16 protein-coding genes are annotated in these 14,979 nt (G+C 64.7%); 8 read left to right on the top strand and 8 right to left on the bottom strand.

The features are described 5' to 3' along the window. Positions 1-21: 21 nt before the first annotated feature. The 3 genes from M8744_RS08220 to M8744_RS08210 form a co-directional block, all read right to left on the bottom strand. Positions 22-588: an rRNA large subunit pseudouridine synthase E gene (locus M8744_RS08220; RefSeq protein WP_251412863.1), complete on the bottom strand. Its 567-nt coding sequence runs from the start codon at positions 586-588 to the stop codon at positions 22-24. 61 nt (positions 589-649) lie between these two features. Beyond that, positions 650-1,498 (bottom strand): PhzF family phenazine biosynthesis protein, encoded by an 849-nt coding sequence (locus tag M8744_RS08215; protein WP_251412861.1) that lies wholly within the window; start codon positions 1,496-1,498, stop codon positions 650-652. Positions 1,499-1,536: 38 nt separating this feature from the next. Continuing rightward, the gene (locus tag M8744_RS08210; RefSeq protein WP_251412859.1) at positions 1,537-2,235 is read right to left on the bottom strand and encodes an endonuclease/exonuclease/phosphatase family protein; all 699 of its coding nucleotides are present in this window, start codon (positions 2,233-2,235) and stop codon (positions 1,537-1,539) included. Between the two features lie 32 nt (positions 2,236-2,267). On the opposite strand from M8744_RS08210, the gene M8744_RS08205 reads away from it, so the two are divergent. Both M8744_RS08205 and M8744_RS08200 read left to right on the top strand, forming a co-directional pair. Continuing rightward, complete coding sequence (locus M8744_RS08205) at positions 2,268-2,903, top strand: DUF2238 domain-containing protein (protein WP_251412838.1); 636 nt, start codon at positions 2,268-2,270, stop codon at positions 2,901-2,903. A 42-nt stretch (positions 2,904-2,945) separates the two neighbouring features. Then, positions 2,946-3,842 carry a DMT family transporter gene (locus M8744_RS08200; RefSeq protein WP_251412825.1) on the top strand — a complete coding sequence of 299 codons (897 nt, stop codon included), beginning with the start codon at positions 2,946-2,948 and terminating at the stop codon, positions 3,840-3,842. A 39-nt stretch (positions 3,843-3,881) separates the two neighbouring features. Here M8744_RS08200 and mnmA read toward each other — a convergent pair whose 3' ends face one another. Next, positions 3,882-5,024, bottom strand: a complete 1,143-nt coding sequence (gene mnmA, locus M8744_RS08195) for a tRNA 2-thiouridine(34) synthase MnmA (protein WP_251412824.1) — start codon at positions 5,022-5,024, stop codon at positions 3,882-3,884. Between the two features lie 137 nt (positions 5,025-5,161). Between mnmA and sciP the strand changes: the two genes are divergently transcribed. From sciP to M8744_RS08170, 5 genes are all read left to right on the top strand, one after another. Further along, positions 5,162-5,440 (top strand): CtrA inhibitor SciP, encoded by a 279-nt coding sequence (gene sciP / locus M8744_RS08190; protein WP_251412811.1) that lies wholly within the window; start codon positions 5,162-5,164, stop codon positions 5,438-5,440. A 99-nt stretch (positions 5,441-5,539) separates the two neighbouring features. After that, complete coding sequence (gene ctrA, locus M8744_RS08185; RefSeq protein ID WP_251412809.1) at positions 5,540-6,265, top strand: response regulator transcription factor CtrA; 726 nt, start codon at positions 5,540-5,542, stop codon at positions 6,263-6,265. Positions 6,266-6,347: 82 nt separating this feature from the next. Continuing rightward, the gene (ligA, locus tag M8744_RS08180) at positions 6,348-8,471 is read left to right on the top strand and encodes an NAD-dependent DNA ligase LigA (protein ID WP_251412806.1); all 2,124 of its coding nucleotides are present in this window, start codon (positions 6,348-6,350) and stop codon (positions 8,469-8,471) included. Continuing rightward, positions 8,468-10,558, top strand: a complete 2,091-nt coding sequence (gene recG, locus M8744_RS08175; RefSeq protein ID WP_251412790.1) for an ATP-dependent DNA helicase RecG — start codon at positions 8,468-8,470, stop codon at positions 10,556-10,558. The genes ligA and recG overlap by 4 nt, the downstream gene beginning before the upstream one ends. Before the next feature lie 89 nt (positions 10,559-10,647). After that, a complete protein-coding gene (locus tag M8744_RS08170) occupies positions 10,648-10,788 on the top strand; it encodes a hypothetical protein (protein ID WP_251413824.1) in 141 nt (46 codons plus the stop codon). A 202-nt stretch (positions 10,789-10,990) separates the two neighbouring features. Here M8744_RS08170 and M8744_RS08165 read toward each other — a convergent pair whose 3' ends face one another. Beyond that, the gene (locus M8744_RS08165; protein ID WP_251412788.1) at positions 10,991-11,443 is read right to left on the bottom strand and encodes an iron-sulfur cluster assembly scaffold protein; all 453 of its coding nucleotides are present in this window, start codon (positions 11,441-11,443) and stop codon (positions 10,991-10,993) included. A gap of 65 nt (positions 11,444-11,508) precedes the next feature. On the opposite strand from M8744_RS08165, the gene hisI reads away from it, so the two are divergent. Next, a complete protein-coding gene (gene hisI / locus M8744_RS08160) occupies positions 11,509-11,868 on the top strand; it encodes a phosphoribosyl-AMP cyclohydrolase (protein ID WP_251412784.1) in 360 nt (119 codons plus the stop codon). 123 nt (positions 11,869-11,991) lie between these two features. On the opposite strand, the gene gluQRS is transcribed toward hisI, so the two are convergent. The 3 genes from gluQRS to trmFO are packed head-to-tail and all read right to left on the bottom strand — an operon-like array spanning position 11,992 to position 14,877. Beyond that, entirely contained in the window at positions 11,992-12,882 is an 891-nt protein-coding gene (gluQRS, locus tag M8744_RS08155; protein ID WP_251413770.1) for a tRNA glutamyl-Q(34) synthetase GluQRS, read from the bottom strand. A gap of 2 nt (positions 12,883-12,884) precedes the next feature. After that, positions 12,885-13,499 (bottom strand): class I SAM-dependent DNA methyltransferase, encoded by a 615-nt coding sequence (locus M8744_RS08150; protein ID WP_251412767.1) that lies wholly within the window; start codon positions 13,497-13,499, stop codon positions 12,885-12,887. A gap of 22 nt (positions 13,500-13,521) precedes the next feature. Then, a complete protein-coding gene (trmFO, locus tag M8744_RS08145; protein WP_251412764.1) occupies positions 13,522-14,877 on the bottom strand; it encodes a methylenetetrahydrofolate--tRNA-(uracil(54)-C(5))-methyltransferase (FADH(2)-oxidizing) TrmFO in 1,356 nt (451 codons plus the stop codon). Positions 14,878-14,979: the final 102 nt, after the last annotated feature.

The raw sequence follows: 14,979 nt of genomic DNA, 5'->3' as shown, positions 1-14,979 counted from the left end.
ATCTGGCGCTGGTTTCGCCGCCTATTTTCGCTGCTCGGGTGACAGGTCGCGCCAAGCGCCCGGTTGCAGACCGTCCAGCGCCCAAGGGCCGATGCTGGCGCGGATCAGGCGCAGGGTCGGGTGGCCCACGGCGGCCGTCATGCGCCGCACCTGCCGGTTGCGCCCTTCGGTGATCGTCAGCGCGATCCAGCTGTCGGGCACCGACTTGCGAAAGCGGATCGGCGGATTGCGGGGCCAAAGGCCCGGCGGTTCGGGCATCCGCACCACCTTCGCCGGGCGTGTCGGCCCGTCCTTGAGCGTCACGCCGCGGCGCAGCGCCGCCAGCGCGGCATCGTCGGGCAGCCCTTCGACCTGCGCCCAATAGGTTTTGGGCATCTTGTTTTTCGGATGGCTGATGCGCGCCTGCAGCTTGCCGTCATCTGTCAGCAGCAAGAGGCCCTCGCTGTCGCGATCAAGCCGCCCGGCCGGGTAGACGCCGGGTAAGTCGATATGATCCGACAGCGTGGCGCGGGGGCTGTCGGCGCTGCCCCGGTCGGTGAACTGAGACAGCACGTCGAAGGGTTTGTTGAAAGCGATCAGCCGGGTCATGCCCGCGTGCATAGCCTTTGGTGTTCGCGCTGAACAGGGGCAGGTGCAACGCATTTGGGGCCTAACCGCGATAGATCAGCCGGCCCTCCATCACCGGCACGGCGCGGCCCGATACGGTGACGCGCGGCCCGTCGGTGTGCAGGGTGATGCGGCTGGGGCGGCCCATCTCGCAGCCCTGCGCATACTCCAGCACGAGGTCGCGGCCAAGCGTTTGCGCCAGCAGGGCCGCCAGCGTGGCCGCGGCGCTGCCGGTGGCCGGGTCTTCGGGGATGTTGTCGAGCGGCGCGAACATCCGCGCGGCGACCCTGTCATCCGCGCGCACATATGCCAGTTGTGCGAAATCCAGCGCACCGGGATAGCGGGCGGTGCCATCGCGAAAGGCGGCGATGTCGGTCTGGATTGCCGCCAGCGCCGTGCGGTCGGTCACCTCGGTCAGGGTAAAGGGCAGGCCAAGCGAGGCCATTATGGGCGGGTGCGTGTCGGTGCGGATCTGGCCCGCATCCAGCCCCAGCGCGCGGGCGACCAGCGCCGGGTCGGGATGGACCAGGCGTTCCAGCGCGGCGTCGGTCGTGAACTGCGCGGCGCCCTTTTCGGCCCGCGCGCGGATCGGGCCGACGCCCAGTTCCAGCACCATGTCGGGGCCATGGCCCATCTCGGCCAACGCCACGGCGGTGCCGATGGTCGGGTGCCCGGCAAAGGGTATTTCCGTGGTCGGGGTAAAAATCCGCACCCGCGCCGTGTGTGCGGGGTTGGCGGGCGGGTAGACAAAGGTCACTTCCGAGAAATTGAACTCGGCCGCGAGGCGCTGAAGATCGGCTTCGGGCAGGGCGGTGGCATCGGGGATCACCGCCAATTGATTGCCGCCAAAGGGCGCATCGGTGAACACGTCGTAGACAAGGTATCGGGTCATCTTGGCCTCGGGGTTGGTAGGGCAGGATGCACCGGGCGTCATCCTCGCGCAAGATCGACCCAGACCGGCAGGTGGTCCGAGGCGATGCGCGCCGGGCGCGCCACGTGTACGCCGCAGGCCTGCGCGCGCAGATCGTCCGATATCAGGAACCTGTCCAGCGCGGCCACGGGCCGTGGGCTGGGAAAGCTGGGGGCCGGCGGCACGAAATGCAGCCCCGGCACCTGGGCGTCAAGGTCGCGGCCGGCGCCCCAATCGTTGAAATCACCCGCCACCACGGTGGGCATGCGCGGCAGGTGGCGCAGGTTGCGCATGATCGCGGCCAGTTGCAGCAGTCGGAACCGCTTGACCAGCCCGAGATGCACGCCGATCACCCGCAGCTGGCCCAGCGGCGTGTCCAGCTCGATGCGGATGGCGCCGCGCGGCTCCAGCCCCGGCAGGTCAAGATGGTGGCTGGCCCGCACGACGAGCCCGGGCGCCAGCAGCATCGCGTTGCCGTGCCACCCGAGCGAGCCGCCGGGCTCTCCCACCTCGACCACCTGCCAACCCGCGTCGCGCGCCATCTGCGCAGGCAGCGCGGCTGGGCGCGGCGGCAGGCGTTTGTCGGCCTCTTGCAGCACCACGATCTGGGCCTGAAGGCCCGCGATCACCTGCAAGGACCGGTCCGGCCTGCGTCGCAGGTCGAGCCCGACGCATTTTTGCAGGTTATAGCTGGCTAGTCTGATGGCGGATGAACGCATATATTGGGTACGTCGCAAGCAATGAGGGTTTCATGTTCGCAGAACAGACATGGGTGGCCAAGGGCATATGGGCGCTGCTGGTTCTGTTCCTGCTTGATGCACTTTTCGTGGGCAATTGGCCATTGGCCTTTGTGTCGCTGGCGACATTGGTGTTGTCGCTGGCGCCGGTCTATATGGCCCGCTGGGCCAGGATCGTGGTGCCGCCCAGTTTCGTGGCCGCCATCGTTCTGTTCGTGGGCGGCACGCTGTTCCTGGGCGAGGTGTTCGGTTTCTACGAACGGTTCTGGTGGTGGGATCTCGTGATGCATGCCGGCAGCGCGGTGGGGTTCGGCCTGATCGGTTTCATACTGATCTTCATGATGTTCCAGGGGGATCGGTTTGCCGCGCCTGCCGTGGCCATCGCGTTCTTCGCATTCTGTTTCGCCCTGGCCATCGGCGCCCTGTGGGAGATTTTCGAGTTCGGGATGGACCAGGCTTTCGGGTTGAACATGCAGAAATCGGGGCTGATGGACACGATGGGCGACCTTATCGTCGACACGCTCGGGGCGCTGGTCGGCGCGGGGTCGGGCTGGGCCTATCTCAAATGGCAATCCAAGGGCGGTCTGGCCCGGATCATCGACGATTTCGTAGCACGCAACCCACGGTTTTTCAGTCGTTTCAAGAAGTAGGGCGCTTGACGCCGCTTTGGCTTTGCCGTCTGACTGCCCGCGATGGAACGCAAGGATCATATCGACCTGTTCGGGGCCGTATCGCTGGTGGCCTTTGCCTGTGTGCTGGCCTTCAACCAGGTGGTGATCAAGGTCGGCAACGACGGGTTCCAGCCTGTTTTCATGGCTGGCCTGCGGTCCCTGGGGGCGCTTGCCGTTTTGCTGCTGTGGATGCGTCTGCGCGGTGTGCGGATGGATTTCAACCGGCGTTACTGGGCGTCAGGCACCATGCTGGGCGCGCTTTTCGGGTTCGAGTTCGTGTGCCTGTTCTGGGCGCTGGACAATACCACCGTGTCGCGCGCCTCGATCCTGTTCTACACGATGCCGATGATGTTGGCGGGCATCGCGCATTTCGTTCTTCCGGGGGAGCGGTTGACGCTGCGCCGGGCGGCGGGGCTGGTTCTGGCCATGTGCGGCGTGGCGCTTGTGCTGTCGGTGCGCCATGGGGGCGAGGCCAGCGTCATGGGTGACGTCGCCGCGCTCGCCGCTGCCGCCGGCTGGGCCGGGATCGCGCTGACCGTGCGGTTGACCCCTGTGTCGGAACAACGCCCCGAGATGCAGCTGATGTGGCAACTGATCGTGTCGTCGGTGATGCTGATCGGCGCGGCGTTCTTTTTCGGGCCCTTCGTGCGGGCGCTGGATCCTGTGCATTTCTGGGCCCTAGCCTACCAGGTGGTGATCGTGGCCAGCCTTGGCTACATGTTCTGGTTTTTCCTGATGGCTCGTTACCCGGCCTCGGGCGTGGCCAGTTTCAGCTTTCTGTCGCCGGTATTAAGCGTGTTTTTCGGCTGGGCGCTGCTGGGGGAAACGGTGGGCTGGAACACGGTGGGCGCGCTGGTACTGGTGGCGATCGGCCTGGTGCTGATCAACCGCCGCCACCGCCCGCAAGGCGGCGCGTGACCGCGGCAGGACAGGGCTGTGCCCGCGCGCGTGCCGCGATCAGCCCTTCCAGATCCAGCCGCCGCCCAGGATGCGGCTGCCGCCCGTTTCATAGAACACGCACGCCTGTCCGGGGCTGACACCTTCCTCAGGGGTCAGCAATTCGACATTGGCCGTGGTGGGCGATGTCGGGCGGATGATCGCCTCGCGCGGGGGGCGGGTCGAGCGGACCTTGACCGAAACGTGCCATTCCGGGCGGCTGTCAAAAGGCGCATCGCCCAGCCAGTTGATCTCGCGCACGGGCACGATACGGGTGGCAAGCATTTCCTTGGGCCCCACCACAACCTGCTTTGCGTCCACGTCCAGTTTGACCACGTAAAGCGGTTCGGACAGGCCGCCAATGCCAAGGCCCCGGCGCTGGCCGATGGTATAGTGGATCACCCCGTCATGCGTACCCAGAACACGGCCATCCGCATGAACGATCTCGCCCGGTTCGGCCGCACCGGGGCGCAATTTCTCGATCACGCTGGCGTAGTTGCCATTGGGCACGAAGCAGATGTCCTGGCTGTCGGGCTTGTCGGCCACGGCCAGCCCGTATTTCGCCGCAAGTTCGCGCGTGGCATCCTTTGAGGGCAGGTGCCCCAACGGGAAACGCAGGTAATCGAGCTGTTCCGGCGTTGTCGAGAACAGGAAATAGCTTTGGTCGCGGTTGGCGTCGGCGGCGCTGTGCAGCTCGGGGCCGTTCGCGCCGGTCTTGCGCTGGATGTAGTGGCCGGTGGCCATGCAGTCGGCCTCGAGATCGCGGGCGGTTTCCAGCAAGTCCTTGAATTTCACCCTTTCGTTGCAGCGGATGCAGGGCACGGGCGTGGCCCCGGCCAGGTAGCTGTCGGCGAATTCGTCTATCACCGCGTCCTTGAAGATGTTTTCATAATCCAGCACGTAATGGGGAAAGCCCATTTCCTCGGCCACGCGGCGCGCATCGTGAATGTCGATGCCGGCGCAACACGCGCCTTTCTTGGCCAGCGCCGCGCCGTGGTCGTAAAGTTGCAGCGTGACGCCCACGACATCATAGCCCTCTTCGGCCAGTTTTGCCGCCACGACCGAGGAATCCACCCCGCCCGACATGGCCACGACAACGCGGGTTTCCGCGGGTGGTTTGGCAAAGCCCAGTGAATTCAGCCGTGTATCAGTGTCGAGGGCCATACCGGCCTCCCTTTATCGCGCGTTTCGCAGGTCGGCGAGAATATAGGAAAATCCTAAATACTCTCAAGCCCCGGTTTCACAGGTCATTAAACGCCTCGGCGCCAATTTGCCACGTGATGCAAACAGGGGTGACGGAGATGTATCTGAAAAAGGTGGATGGCCCAAGGGCCGTGAATTTGCCAGACGGAACAGTGATGACGCGAGCCGACCTGCCGCCGGTTCAGACCCGGCGGTGGGTGGCCAGCCGAAAGGCCGCTGTGGTCAGGGGCGTGCTGGCCGGCCTTATTTCGCGGGACGAAGCGCTGGAGCGGTACAAGCTGAGCGACGAGGAATTCGATGAATGGCTGCGCGCGGTCAGCAAGCATGGTTACCAGGCGCTAAAGGCCACGTCGTTACAAAAATATAGACAACCATAGATTGCCAGTAATAATGTCAGTTCGTGGTTTACTTGCAGTTAACTATTTTTGTTCACGTTTGATTCCAATCACATCTGATCATTGAACGGAGATCATGACATGCGCGTGCTGCTGGTGGAAGACGATCCCACGACCTCGAAAAGCATCGAACTGATGCTGACCCATGCCAACCTGAACGTCTACACGACCGACCTGGGCGAAGAGGGGATCGATCTTGCCAAGCTCTATGACTACGATCTGATCCTGCTGGATCTTGGCCTGCCCGACATGACCGGGCACGAGGTTCTGCGCCAGTTGCGGCTTGCGCGCATCGAAACGCCCATCCTGATCCTGAGTGGCGCCGACGACACCGACAGCAAGCTCAAGGGCTTTGGCTTCGGGGCCGATGATTACCTGACCAAGCCGTTCCACCGCGATGAGCTGGTGGCCCGCATTCACGCGATCATCCGCCGCTCCAAGGGCCATTCGCAATCGGTGATCCGCACCGGGAAGATCAACGTGAACCTTGACGCCAAGACGGTGGATGCCGACGGGCAGACGGTCCATCTGACCGGCAAGGAATACCAGATGCTGGAGCTTTTGAGCCTTCGCAAGGGCACGACACTGACCAAGGAGATGTTCCTCAACCATCTCTATGGCGGCATGGACGAGCCCGAGTTGAAAATCATCGATGTCTTCATTTGCAAGCTGCGCAAGAAGCTGAGCCACGCCACGGGCGGCGACAGCTATATCGAAACGGTCTGGGGGCGGGGCTACGTGCTGCGCGACCCGCAGCCCGAGGTTGATCCAGGGCAGGGTGACCGGCAGCTTGCGGTCGGGGCCTGACGCGAAACTCCACCACTCTCGGTCTGGACCTTGACCGGGCGCGCCCCTATCACTTGGATCACGTGGTGATAGGGACGCATCCATGACGAAGGACCTTCCGGTTGACCAGTTGACACGCGACATGGCGCAAAAGGAACTGTCGCGCCTGTCGCGCCGCCTGGCCGCGGCCAACGAGGCGTATCACCAACAGGATGCCCCCGAGATATCGGATGCAGAATATGACCGGCTCAAGGCGCGCAACCTGGAGATCGAGGCGCGGTTTCCCGACCTGAAACGTGCCGACAGCCCCAGCGAGCAGGTGGGCGCCGCCCCCGCCGAGGGGTTTGGCAAGATCACCCACGCGGTGCGCATGATGAGCCTTGGCAACGCTTTCGATGCCGAGGACGTGGCAGATTTCGATCGTTCGATCAGGAAATACCTTGGGCTGGGCTCCGATGCGCCGCTTGCCTATACCGCCGAGCCCAAGATTGACGGGCTGAGCCTGTCGTTGCGCTATGAAGGGGGGCGGCTGGTCAGCGCCGCCACCCGCGGTGACGGTGCCGTGGGTGAGAAAGTGACCGAGAACGCCCGCACGATCACCGATATCCCGCATAGCCTGCCATCGGATGCGCCCGACGTGCTGGAAGTGCGCGGCGAGGTTTACATGAGCCACGATGATTTCGAGGCGCTCAACCTGCGCCAGGCCAAACGGGGGGCCAAGACCTTTGCCAACCCGCGCAACGCGGCGGCGGGTTCTTTGCGCCAGCTCGACGCGGAAATCACCCGCGCGCGCCCTCTGCGCTTTTTTGCCTATAGCTGGGGCGAGCTGTCCGCGCCGCTTGCAGACACCCAATTGGGCGCCATCGCCCGGCTTGAAAAGCTGGGGTTTTCAACCAACCCTTTGACGGTGCGCTGCGACACGCTGGATGATCTCTTGTCGCATTACACCCGGATCGAACAGCAGCGCGCGACCTTGGGGTACGATATCGACGGCGTCGTCTACAAGGTCGACGACCTGGCCTACCAGGGGCGGCTGGGGTTTCGCTCGACCACGCCGCGATGGGCGATCGCGCACAAGTTTCCCGCCGAGCTTGCCTGGACCCGGCTTGAGGCGATCGACATCCAGGTGGGGCGCACCGGTGCACTGTCGCCGGTGGCGCGGCTGACGCCCGTCACGGTGGGTGGCGTTGTCGTCAGCAACGCCACCCTGCACAACGAGGATTACATTGCCGGCCGCGACGCCAAGGGCAATGACATCCGCGATGGCAAGGACATCCGCGTGGGCGACTGGGTGCAGGTCTATCGGGCCGGCGACGTGATTCCGAAAATCGCCGATGTCGACCTGTCGCAGCGTCCCGGGGGGACGGAACCCTATCGCTTTCCCACCACTTGCCCCGAATGTGGCTCGGACGCGATCCGAGAAGAGGGCGACGCCGTGCGACGCTGCACGGGCGGGTTGATCTGCCCCGCGCAAGCGGTGGAAAAGCTGAAACATTTTGTCAGCCGCGCGGCGTTTGACATCGAGGGGCTGGGCGCCAAGCAGGTTGAGCAATTCTATCGCGATGGCTGGATCAAGGAGCCCGCCGACATCTTCACGCTGGAACAGCGCTATGGCCAGGGGATGCAGCAGCTCAAGAACCGCGAAGGATGGGGCGAGAAATCGGCTGAGAACCTGTTTCGGGCCATTGACGAGAAACGCACGATCCCCTTTGGCCGCCTGTTGTTCGCGCTTGGAATCCGGCATGTGGGCGAGGCGGCCAGCAACATGCTGGCCCGGTTTTACGGGCGCTGGGATGATTTCACCGCCGCGATGGACGCCGCGCGAAACTGCGACGGCCCCGAATGGGAACGTCTGCTGGGTATCGACGGCGTGGGCGAGGTGATGGCCCGTGCCCTTGTCACCGCCTTCGCGCAAGAGTATGAGCGCGCCAGCATCGACCGTCTCGTGGCGCATCTGACGGTCGAAGAGGCCGCGCAGCCCGACACCAGCGGCAGCCCGGTGGCGGGCAAGACGGTGGTGTTTACCGGCACGCTGGAAAAGATGACACGCGCCGAGGCCAAGGCCCGGGCCGAGACCCTGGGCGCCAAGGTGTCGGGCAGCGTGTCGGCCAAGACCGACCTGCTGGTGGCGGGGCCCGGTGCCGGATCAAAGGCCAAGAAAGCGGCGGAGCTGGGGATCGAGACCATCGACGAAGATGGTTGGCTGACCCTGATCGGCGACGCATGAGCGGGCGGCCCGAGCAGCTTTTCCCGCTGTTCGCTGGGATCGAGACGCTGGACGGCGTCGGCCCCAAGACGGCGCAATTGCTGGAACACCTGGATATCACGCGGCCGCGTGACCTGGTTTTTACCTTGCCGCATACAGGCATTGATCGCCAGCTGCGTGACAGCGTGCTTGGCGCCGACCTGCCGCAGGTATTAACCGTCGCGGTGACGGTGGGCCAGCATCGTGCGCCGGCGCGCAAGGGCGGCGCCTATCGCGTGACGGTGGAGGATGCGAAAACCTCCTTCCAGGTCGTGTTCTTTCATGCCCGCGGCGATTACCTGCAAAAGCTGCTGCCGACAGGGCAGCGCCGGGTCATCTCGGGGCGGGTGGAGCTGTTCGATGGCATCGCGCAGATGGTGCATCCCGATCACGTCGTGCCGGTCGAGGAGGCGGGCGAAATCCCCGCGTTCGAGCCCGTCTATCCCCTGACGCAAGGCGTCAGCCTCAAACAGATGACGAAGGCGGCGCGCGCGGCGCTGTCGCGGGTGCCGCAACTGCCGGAATGGATCGACCCCGAACAGAAACGCCACGCGGATTGGCCCGATTGGCATGAGGCCATCGCGGCCGCTCACGCGCCCGAGACCCTTGCCGACCTGGCTGCCAGCGCGCCCGCGCGCGCGCGGCTGGCCTATGACGAATTCATGGCCCACCAACTGACGCTGGCGCTTGCCCGGTCGAAACTGCGCCGGGCCAAGGGGCGCCAGACCAAGGGTAGCGGCGCGTTGCAGGCCCGGGTTCTGACGGCGCTGCCCTATGCGCCCACGGACGCGCAAAGCCGTGCGATTGCCGAGATCGCCGAAGACATGGCCAACCCCTTGCGCATGAACCGGTTGTTGCAGGGCGATGTGGGCGCGGGCAAGACGTTGGTGGCCTTCATGGCGCTTTTGATCGCGGTCGAGGCAGGCGGGCAGGCGGTGATGATGGCCCCCACGGAAATCCTGGCGCGTCAGCACCTTGAAGGGTTGCGCCCCATGGCCGAGGATGCCGGCGTCGTTCTGGAAATCCTGACGGGCCGCGACAAGGGGGCCGAGCGGCGCGCCAAGCTGGCGGCGCTGGCGCGCGGCGATATCCAGGTTCTGGTGGGCACCCATGCGGTGTTTCAAAAGGATGTCGAATTTCGCGACCTGCGCCTGGCGGTGGTGGATGAACAGCACCGTTTCGGCGTGCGCCAAAGGCTGGAACTGGGCAAGAAGGGGCTCGCGGTGGACGTGCTGGTGATGACGGCCACGCCGATTCCGCGCAGCCTGTCGCTGGCGCAATATGGTGACATGGATGTGAGCGTGCTGGACGAAAAGCCGCCCGGGCGAAAGCCCATCAAGACGGCAATGGTCAGCACCGCGCGCATGGACGAGGTGGTCGACCATCTGCGCCGCGCGGTGGCCGAGGGGCGACAGGCCTATTGGGTCTGCCCGCTGGTGGACGAATCGGAATCGGTTGACCTGACAGCGGCTGAAGAGCGGTTCAAACGCCTGCGTGCCGCCCTGGGCGAGGGCGTGGTGGGGCTGGTGCATGGCCAGATGCCCCCGGCCGAGAAAGACGCGGCGATGGGCGCGTTCCAGTGCGGCGAAACAAGCGTTTTGGTGGCGACCACGGTGATCGAGGTGGGTGTGAACGTGCCCAACGCCACGATCATGGTGATCGAACGGGCCGAGATTTTCGGGCTGGCGCAGTTGCACCAGTTGCGCGGGCGCGTCGGACGGGGCGATGCGGCCTCGACCTGCCTGCTGATGTACCAGCCGCCGCTGTCGGACAGCGGTGAGCGGCGGCTGACCACGCTACGCGATACCGAGGACGGATTCCGCATTGCCGAGGTCGACCTGGAGATGCGCGGTGCGGGTGACCTGATCGGCACCGCGCAATCCGGGCTGCCCCGGTTCCGCGTGGCCGACATGGAGCGGCAAGCCGCGCTGATGGCCACGGCACAGACCGACGCGCGCAAGCTGATGTCCGAGGACCCGGACCTGACCGGACCGCGCGGGCAGGCGGCGCGCATCCTGTTGTGGTTGATGGAGCAGGACCAGGCTATTCGTTTGATTTCAGTGGGTTGATTGCAAGTGTTCTGAAAAGTTCGCAAATGTTCTTAAAAAGTTCTTTACCTGCGGTCAAGAATATGAGAACAAAAGGGCAACGAAAGAACATGAGCAGGAGAGACCCGATGCTGACCGAGATCATCACAGCCGCCCGCCGCAATCGTGACACCCTGGCCGCCGACGCGCTTGGCGTTGCAGCCTTGATGGTCATGCTGGTGGCCGGCCTGCACCTGCCTGTCCTGTCCTGAGTTTCTGCCTGCGCGATTTGCACCCAAGGAAAACGTGCATCCCTGTCCCAATTCGGTGCACGAACGAGATATTGCCTGTCTCTCGAACCTGACCCCAAGGGTCGACTGCCTCTGACCCGCCTTCGGGTTGCAAATACGCGCCACTTACCGCCGCCGTCTTTCCGACGAGCGGCGGTTTTTTTTGTCTGCCGGTGTATCGGGGTCAGGCAGTCTGTGTCGCCTCGGCCTCGGCCATCGCTTCGGCGGTGGCGTCGATCGACAACAGTATAGAGGCGTGACGATTCTTGTAGGCGCGCGCGGGGCGCAGCACCTCGAACCCGTCGAAGGGGGCAGGCGGCGTGGGGCCATCATTGACCAGCATCTCGCGCAGGGCATCGCGCGCCTGTTCGACCTGGGCGCGGGTGGCGCCGATCACGGCCCCGCCGACCACGGCGGCCGCCGCCTGGCCCAATGCGCAGGCTTTCACGTCCTGGCCGAATTCGGCGATCTTGCCATCTTCGACCGCGACATCGACCGTCACGGTCGAGCCACATAGCGGAGACCGTTTGCGCACGGTCGCTTGCGGCGCCGAAAGCCGTTCGTGATGCGGGATGTCGGCGGCCAGTTCGAGGATGCGGCCGGAGTATAGCTTGATAAGGTCGGTTTCGGCGGGCATGGCTTTTCCTTCGTCTCTTGACCCCATAGATAGGTGCGACGCCATTCAATGCCAAAGGAAAAACCATGCAGTTTACCCCGGACTCGCTGAAATATGATGATCGCGGCCTGATCCCGGCCATCGCGCAGGATGCCGAGAGCGGCGAGGTTCTGATGATGGCCTGGATGAACGCACAAGCGGTTGCGCGCACGCTCGAGTCGGGGCGGGTGACCTATTGGAGCCGTTCGCGGCAGGCGTTCTGGGTCAAGGGCGAAAGCTCGGGCCATGTTCAGGACCTGGTGGAACTGCGTGTCGATTGCGACCGCGATTGCCTTTTGGTGCAGGTGCGCCAGACGGGCCCGGCCTGCCACACGAACCGGCGCAGCTGTTTCTACACGGCGGTGCGGGATGGAAAAGAGGTGGAGATCATGGGCCCGGAGGCGTGATCCGGATGTGTCGCTGACGCGACGCTTTTCATCTCGACCCCTGGCGGGGCCTCGGGCGCATGGGGGCGCTGCCCCCGGCGCGCGTTGCGCGCCTCCCCCAGGGTATTTGCGGCAAGAGGAAGATCAGAGCCCGACCATGCGGCGGATATCATTCGGGCTGGCGCCGTCGGCCCGGTACCTGGCGATGGCGCGCGCGTCGTCGCGCTTGGCCAGGCGTTTGCCGGTCTCGTCGCGGATAAGCGGGTGGTGATGGTAGATCGGCGTGGGCAGGCCCAGGAGTGATTCCAGCAACACGTGGATGCGCGTCGCGTCGAACAGGTCGTCGCCACGCGTGACATGGGTGATGCCCTGGGCCGCATCGTCTAGAACGACCGACAAGTGGTAGGACGTGCCGAAATCGCGGCGCGACAGGACGATGTCGCCGACCTGCGTTTCGTATGCGTGGCACGAGGTGCTGACCGGCCCGGCATGGGCGGCGCCGGTTTCCATGAATGCAAGGCCGCTGCCATTGTCGGCGGCGCCGGGGCTATCGTTGAGACTGGCGAGGCAGGCCGCCGCGATGTCGAGGCGCAGGTGGTGAGTTTTGGGGCGGGGTCGCGCTGGATGGCCGGTTGGCGCGTCGGGGCGGCAAGTGCCGGGATAGACGGGGCCATCGGGCCCGATGGCCGGGCTTGTGCCTTCTTGCGGGGCTGAAAGCGCATCGGCGATGTCGCGGCGTGAGCAGGTGCAGGGGTAGAGCAGGCCGCGCCTCCAAAGCCTGTCGAGCGCGGAATCATAGGCGGCCATCCTTTCGGATTGCCGCATCACAGGCCCGTCCCATGACAGCCCGAGCCAGCGCAGATCGTCGTAGATCTGGTGTTCCCATTCCGGTTTCGCGCGGGCCTGGTCGATATCCTCGATCCGGAGCAGGAACTGCCCCCCCGCCGCGCGCGCCATGTCATGCGCTAGGATCGCCGAATAGGCGTGGCCCAGATGCAGCGGCCCGGTGGGCGAGGGGGCAAAGCGGGTGCGGATCGTCAAAGTCGTTCAAGCACGTAGACGATGGCGCCCAGGTCTTTTCCGGGCAGGTGCGGGCCATGTTCGCGAAACAGCAGCCGTGCGGCGGCCGGATCGACCCATTCGTTCACCTTGCCTTCGAACTCGGGGTGTTCAAGCGTGTGGTCATTGAACGAGAAGGCGAACAATCCGCCCTTCGGCAACAGGTGCATCAATTCGTCGAACAACGGCAGAGGTGCCGCGCCGGCGCCGATCACGCCGACCGCGGCGATCATCGGATAATGTTCCGCTGTCACCGGTGGTGGCGCGTCCGGGTCGGCCAGGATCGTGCTGCGATAGGTCTCCTTGGCCTTCGCGATATCAAGCATCTCGGGCGACACGTCGATGCCGTCGACGGTGGAAAAACCGGCCTTTTCAAAGGCCACGCCGGATAGCCCGGTGCCGCATCCGTAATCGAGCAGTGGGTGTGCCGGGTCGGGCGCGAATCGCGCGAGCGCACGGGCAAGACGCAGCGGCGTGGCATAGCCGTTGGTGGCAAGGTCTGCCTCGTAGCTTTCGGCCCACTCGGCATATAGTTTTCGGGAATCCCCGCCTTCGGACAGGGAATAGGCTTGGTTCAGGAATGTATCAGTCATGCGCGCAACATAAGCGCAGGGGTCAGGCCGCGTCCAGTGCTGCGCTGGTCAGCCAGGCCTCCCATGCCGCCTTGGCGCGATCTGTATAGGCCTTGTACCGATCCTTGCGGCCGCGCCGGCCGCCCTTGAGCCCGTCCACCGGGCGGAACAGGCCGAAATTCACGTTCATCGGCTGGAAGGTCTTGGCCTCGGCCCCGCCGGTGATGTGGTGAATCAGCGCGCCCATCGCCGTGTCTTGCGGGACCGCGGGCAGGGGCCGGCCCAATATCTCGGCAGCGGCCATGCGACCGGCCAAAAGGCCCATGGCAGAGGATTCGACGTAGCCCTCGACCCCGGTGATCTGGCCGGCAAAGCGGATATTGGGCCGTGATTTCAGGCGCATTTCCGCATCTAGCAGCGTGGGCGAGTTGATGAACGTGTTGCGATGGATGCCGCCCAGCCGTGCGAAACGCGCGTTTTCAAGACCGGGAATCATGCGGAACACATCGGTTTGCGCGCCGTATTTCATCTTGGTCTGGAAGCCCACGATGTTGAAAAGCGTTCCCAGCGCATTGTCGCGGCGCAACTGCACCACCGCGTGGGGTTTTTCGGTGGGGGTGTGCGAGTTGGTCAGGCCCACGGGTTTCATCGGCCCGTGGCGCAGGGTTTCGCGGCCGCGTTCGGCCATCACCTCGATCGGCAGGCAACCGTCGAAATAGCCGGCGGTTTCGCCCTCGTGAAACTCGGTCTTGTCGGCCGCCAGCAGCGCGTCGATGAAGGCGTCGTACTGGGGTTTTGTCATCGGGCAGTTGAGATAGGCCTTTTGCTCGGCCTCGGTTTCGCCCTTGTCATAGCGCGATTGCGCCCAGGCCACGCTCATGTCGATGCTGTCGGCATAGACGATAGGGGCGATGGCATCGAAAAAGGCCAGGCGCTCGGCGCCGGTTTCGCGCGCGATGGCCTGACCCAGCGTACCCGATGTCAGTGGCCCGGTGGCGATGATCCAGTGGCCCTGGTCAGGCAGGTCGGTGATTTCCTCGTGGCTGACGCTGACATTGGGCATCGCGGCCAGCGCGGCGGTCACGTCTTGGGAAAAGGTATCACGGTCGACGGCCAGAGCCCCGCCGGCGGGCAGGCGGTGGCGTTGCGCCATCTCCATGATCAGGCCACCCGCCCGGCGCATTTCCCAATGCAGCAGGCCCACGGCGTTCTGTTCGTCGTCGTCCGAGCGAAACGAGTTGGAACAGACCATTTCCGCCAGGTTGCCCGTGCGATGGGCGAAGGTCTCAACCTTTGGGCGCATTTCGTGAATCACAACGTCCACGCCCGCTTGCGCGGCCTGCCAGGCGGCCTCGGAACCGGCCATGCCGCCGCCGACGATATGCAATGTCTTGTCCATGGCCTGCATCTAGGGGATCGGGCGGCATTTGGAAAGGGTTTGGTGGCACCTTGGCAAGGCGTCGGCTTTGGCGGGAAAGTCAGCGTGGGTTAGTGCCCGGAG

It is taken from the genome of Lutimaribacter degradans, assembly GCF_023703375.1.
GTDB classification, from domain to species: domain Bacteria; phylum Pseudomonadota; class Alphaproteobacteria; order Rhodobacterales; family Rhodobacteraceae; genus Lutimaribacter; species Lutimaribacter degradans.
The sequence above is the reverse complement of the archived record's forward strand: the minus strand, read 5'-3'. Positions and strand labels throughout refer to the sequence as shown.